Origin of the sequence: Kitasatospora sp. NPDC091257 (assembly GCF_044757675.1) — a bacterium.
Classification (GTDB): domain Bacteria; phylum Actinomycetota; class Actinomycetes; order Streptomycetales; family Streptomycetaceae; genus Kitasatospora; species Kitasatospora lactacystinica.
Genome location: NZ_JBIVVI010000961.1, coordinates 1 through 3,575, shown reverse-complemented (window position 1 = coordinate 3,575; position 3,575 = coordinate 1). Strand labels below are relative to the sequence as shown.

The following is a 3,575-nucleotide window of genomic DNA, read 5'->3' as shown; positions in this document are numbered from 1 at the left end:
GGCCGGGCGGGATGGGGACGTTACCCATGGCAGAGAAGCAACCGAATGAGAAGCTGACCACGTGGTTCGCCCGCAGCGGCTGGTCCAAGGGCGAGTTGGCCCGTCAGGTCAACCGCCGGGCCCGGCAGATCGGCGCCCACCACGTGTCCACCGACACCTCGCGGGTGCGCCGCTGGCTCGACGGCGAACAGCCCCGCGAGCCGATTCCCAAGATCATGTCGGAACTCTTCTCCGAGCGGTTCGGCTCGGTGGTCTCGATCGAGGACCTCGGCCTGCGCGCCGCGATCCCGGTCTCGACCGTGGGCGGCGGCGTCGACCTGCCGTGGAGCGGCCCGCAGACCGTCCAGCTGATCAGCGACTACTCCCGCAGCGACCTCATGCTCAACCGCCGGGGCTTCCTCGGCACCTCGCTGGCGCTGACCGCGGGCGCCGCGCTGATCGAGCCGATGCAGCGCTGGCTCACCCCCGGCCCGACCGGCGTCCCCACCCCGATCCTCACCGCGGCCAACGGCGGCGAGGCGTTCACCGGCCGGCTCTCCGAGCCCGAGCTCGAACTGCTGGAGCAGACCACGGTCATGTTCCGGCAGTGGGACGCGCAGAACGGCGGCGGGCTGCGCCGCAAGGCCGTCGTCGGCCAGCTGCACGAGGTCACCGACCTGCTCCAGGAGACGTACAGCGAGGACACCACCAGGCGGCTGTTCCGGCTCACCGCCGAACTCGCCCACCTGGCCGGGTGGATGTCGTACGACGTCGGGATGCACCCGAGCGCGCAGAAGTACTACGTGCTCGCCCTGCACGCGGCCAAGGAAGCGGGCGACCGCCCGTTCGGCGCGCTGATCCTCACCGACATGAGCCGCCAGATGATCCACCTCAACCGGGGCGAGGACGCCCTGGAACTCATCCACCTGGCCCAGTACGGCAGCCGCGACACCGCCACCCCGCGCCAGCAGTCCCTGCTGTACGCGATGGAGGCGCGCGCCTACGCCACCATCGGCGAGGTCAACCGCTGCGCCCGGGCGGTCCGGCTGGCCGAGGACACCTTCACCGACATCCGGGACGGGGACCAGGAGCCGGACTGGCTGAAGTTCTTCTCGCCGGCCGAGCTGAACGCCGAGAACGCGCACTCCTTCCGCGACCTCGCGTACCACTCGGACAATGCGCAGCTCTACGCCTCGATGTCCGCGCCGGTGATGGAGCGCGCGGTCGACCTGTTCCGCCAGGACGCCGACCACGTGCGCTCGTACGCCTTCAACCTGATCGGCATGGCCAGCGTCCACCTGCTGCAGAGGGAGGCCGAGCAGGCCGCGGTGATGGCCGAGCAGGCGGTGGACATCGCCACCAAGGTGCGCTCGGAGCGGCTGAACTCCCGGGTGCGCAAGACCACTGAGGCCGCGGCGGCCCGGTTCAAGGGCGTGGACGCGGTGAGCCGGCTCAAGGAGCGGGTGGTCCAGGACATCCCGGAGTTCGTCTCGGTGGTCTGACCGGTCGGTGGTCCGCCGGTCGGTGGTCCGACCGGCCCCGCCGAGGGTCTTCCGAGGGATGCTCCACCGACCGTGGCGGCCGCCGCCGTCACGGTCGGTGGTATGTCCGGCGGCCGGTGGCACGGCGCGCGGCCGGACTGCGGGGACGCGGGGCCGCGGTTCACGCAGTCGTAACCCCTGCGTCGCACACGTCACGGCGGTGAAACAACCGGTCGCACTGGCCGAAACCAGCCTTCGGCACGCTCCTCCTCAACGCCGACACCCCGGGTGGCACCACGGGACGGGTCCCCGGGCGCGGGTCGGCCTGGACGCAGAGGAGACGCCGATGCCGGACGGCTTCAGCGCGGGCGACACCGCCTTCGTGCTCATCAGTGCGGCCCTGGTCATGCTGATGACCCCTGGGCTGGCCTTCTTCTACGGGGGCATGGTCAGGGCCAAGAGCACGCTGAACATGCTGGCGATGAGCTTCCTCTCGCTCGGCATCGTCAGCGTGCTGTGGGTCCTGTACGGCTACTCGCTCAGCTTCGGGTCCGACTCCTTCGCCGGGCTGATCGGCAACCTGGACCACCTCGGGATGCGCGGCCTCGGCCTCAACGAGCTGACCGGCTCCATCCCGGTCACCGCCTTCGCGCTCTTCCAGCTGATGTTCGCGGTCATCACCCCGGCGCTGATCAGCGGCGCCGTCGCGGACCGGGCGAGATTCGCGGCCTGGGGCCTGTTCATCGCGCTCTGGGTGACGATCGTCTACTTCCCGGTGGCGCACTGGGTCTTCTTCTTCGACGGCGGCCACGGCGGCTGGCTCGGCGACCGCAACGGCGTGATCGACTTCGCCGGCGGGACGGCCGTGCACATCAACGCGGGCGTCGCCGGCCTCGCGCTCTGCCTGGTGCTGGGCAAGCGGATCGGCTTCAAGAAGGACCCGATGCGCCCGCACAGCCTGCCGCTGGTGATGCTCGGCTCCGGGCTGCTCTGGTTCGGCTGGTTCGGCTTCAACGCGGGCTCGGCGCTGGCGGCCAACGGCGTCGCCGCGATGGCGATGGTCAACACCCAGGTCGCCACCGGTGCGGCGCTGGTCGGCTGGCTGCTCTACGAGAGGTTCAAGCACGGCGCCTTCACCACGCTGGGCGCCGCCTCCGGCGCGGTGGCCGGGCTGGTCGCGATCACCCCGGCCTGCGGTTCGGTGAGCCCGCTCGGCGCGGTGGCGATCGGGCTGGTGGCGGGTGCGGTCTGCTGCGCCGCGGTCTCGCTCAAGTACCGCTGGGGCTTCGACGACTCGCTCGACGTGGTGGGCGTGCACGCGGTCGGCGGGGCGATCGGTTCGCTGCTGGTCGGCCTGTTCGCCACCGGCGGGGTCGGCCAGGGCGTCAAGGGCCTGTTCTACGGGGGCGGGATCGGGCAGCTGGGCAAGCAGGCGATGGGCGTGGCGGTGGTCGCGGCGTACTCCTTCGTGCTGTCCTGGCTGCTGGCCAAGGCGGTCGACCGGCTGGTCGGCTTCCGGGTCGCCGGGGAGGTCGAGGTGGCCGGCATCGACCAGGCCGAACACGCCGAGTCCGCCTACGATTTCAGCGCCGTGGGGGCGGGCCTGGCCCGGGCCCTGCCGGGCCTGGCCGTCGCTGCCGCGAAGCCCGCCGCAGAACGGTCCGCCGCCGCGGAGCCCGTCGCCGAGCGGTCCGCCGCCGCGGCTCCCGCCGAGAAGCCCGCCGAGAAGAAGACCGAGGTCGACGCCCGATGAAGCTCATCACCGCCGTGATCAAGCCGTACCGACTGGACGAGGTGAAGGCCGCCCTCCAGGCCTTCGGGGTGCACGGCCTGACCGTCACCGAGGCCAGCGGCTACGGCCGCCAGCGCGGCCACACCGAGGTGTACCGGGGGGCCGAGTACACCGTGGACCTGGTGCCGAAGGTCAGGATCGAGGTCCTGGTCGAGGACGAGGACGCCGAGGACCTGATCGACGTCCTGGTGAAGGCCGCCCGGACCGGGAAGATCGGCGACGGCAAGGTGTGGAGCATTCCGGTCGACACCGCCGTACGGGTCCGGACCGGCGAGCGCGGCCCGGACGCCCTGTAGCCCCGCGCCGGACGGCGGACCTGCCAC

Annotated in this window: 3 protein-coding genes; all 3 read left to right on the top strand. The window is 71.6% G+C overall.

All coding sequences use genetic code 11. The features are described from left to right. The coding region (locus ACIQOV_RS32780; protein WP_401054361.1) for a hypothetical protein at nt 1-1,481 on the top strand (1,481 nt) is incomplete at its 5' end. A 325-nt stretch (nt 1,482-1,806) separates the two neighbouring features. Beyond that, a complete protein-coding gene (locus ACIQOV_RS32775) occupies nt 1,807-3,213 on the top strand; it encodes an ammonium transporter (protein ID WP_401054360.1) in 1,407 nt (468 codons plus the stop codon). Continuing rightward, nucleotides 3,210-3,548 (top strand): P-II family nitrogen regulator, encoded by a 339-nt coding sequence (locus tag ACIQOV_RS32770; protein WP_380543410.1) that lies wholly within the window; start codon nt 3,210-3,212, stop codon nt 3,546-3,548. The genes ACIQOV_RS32775 and ACIQOV_RS32770 overlap by 4 nt, the downstream gene beginning before the upstream one ends. The last annotated feature ends 27 nt before the right edge of the window (nt 3,549-3,575 follow it).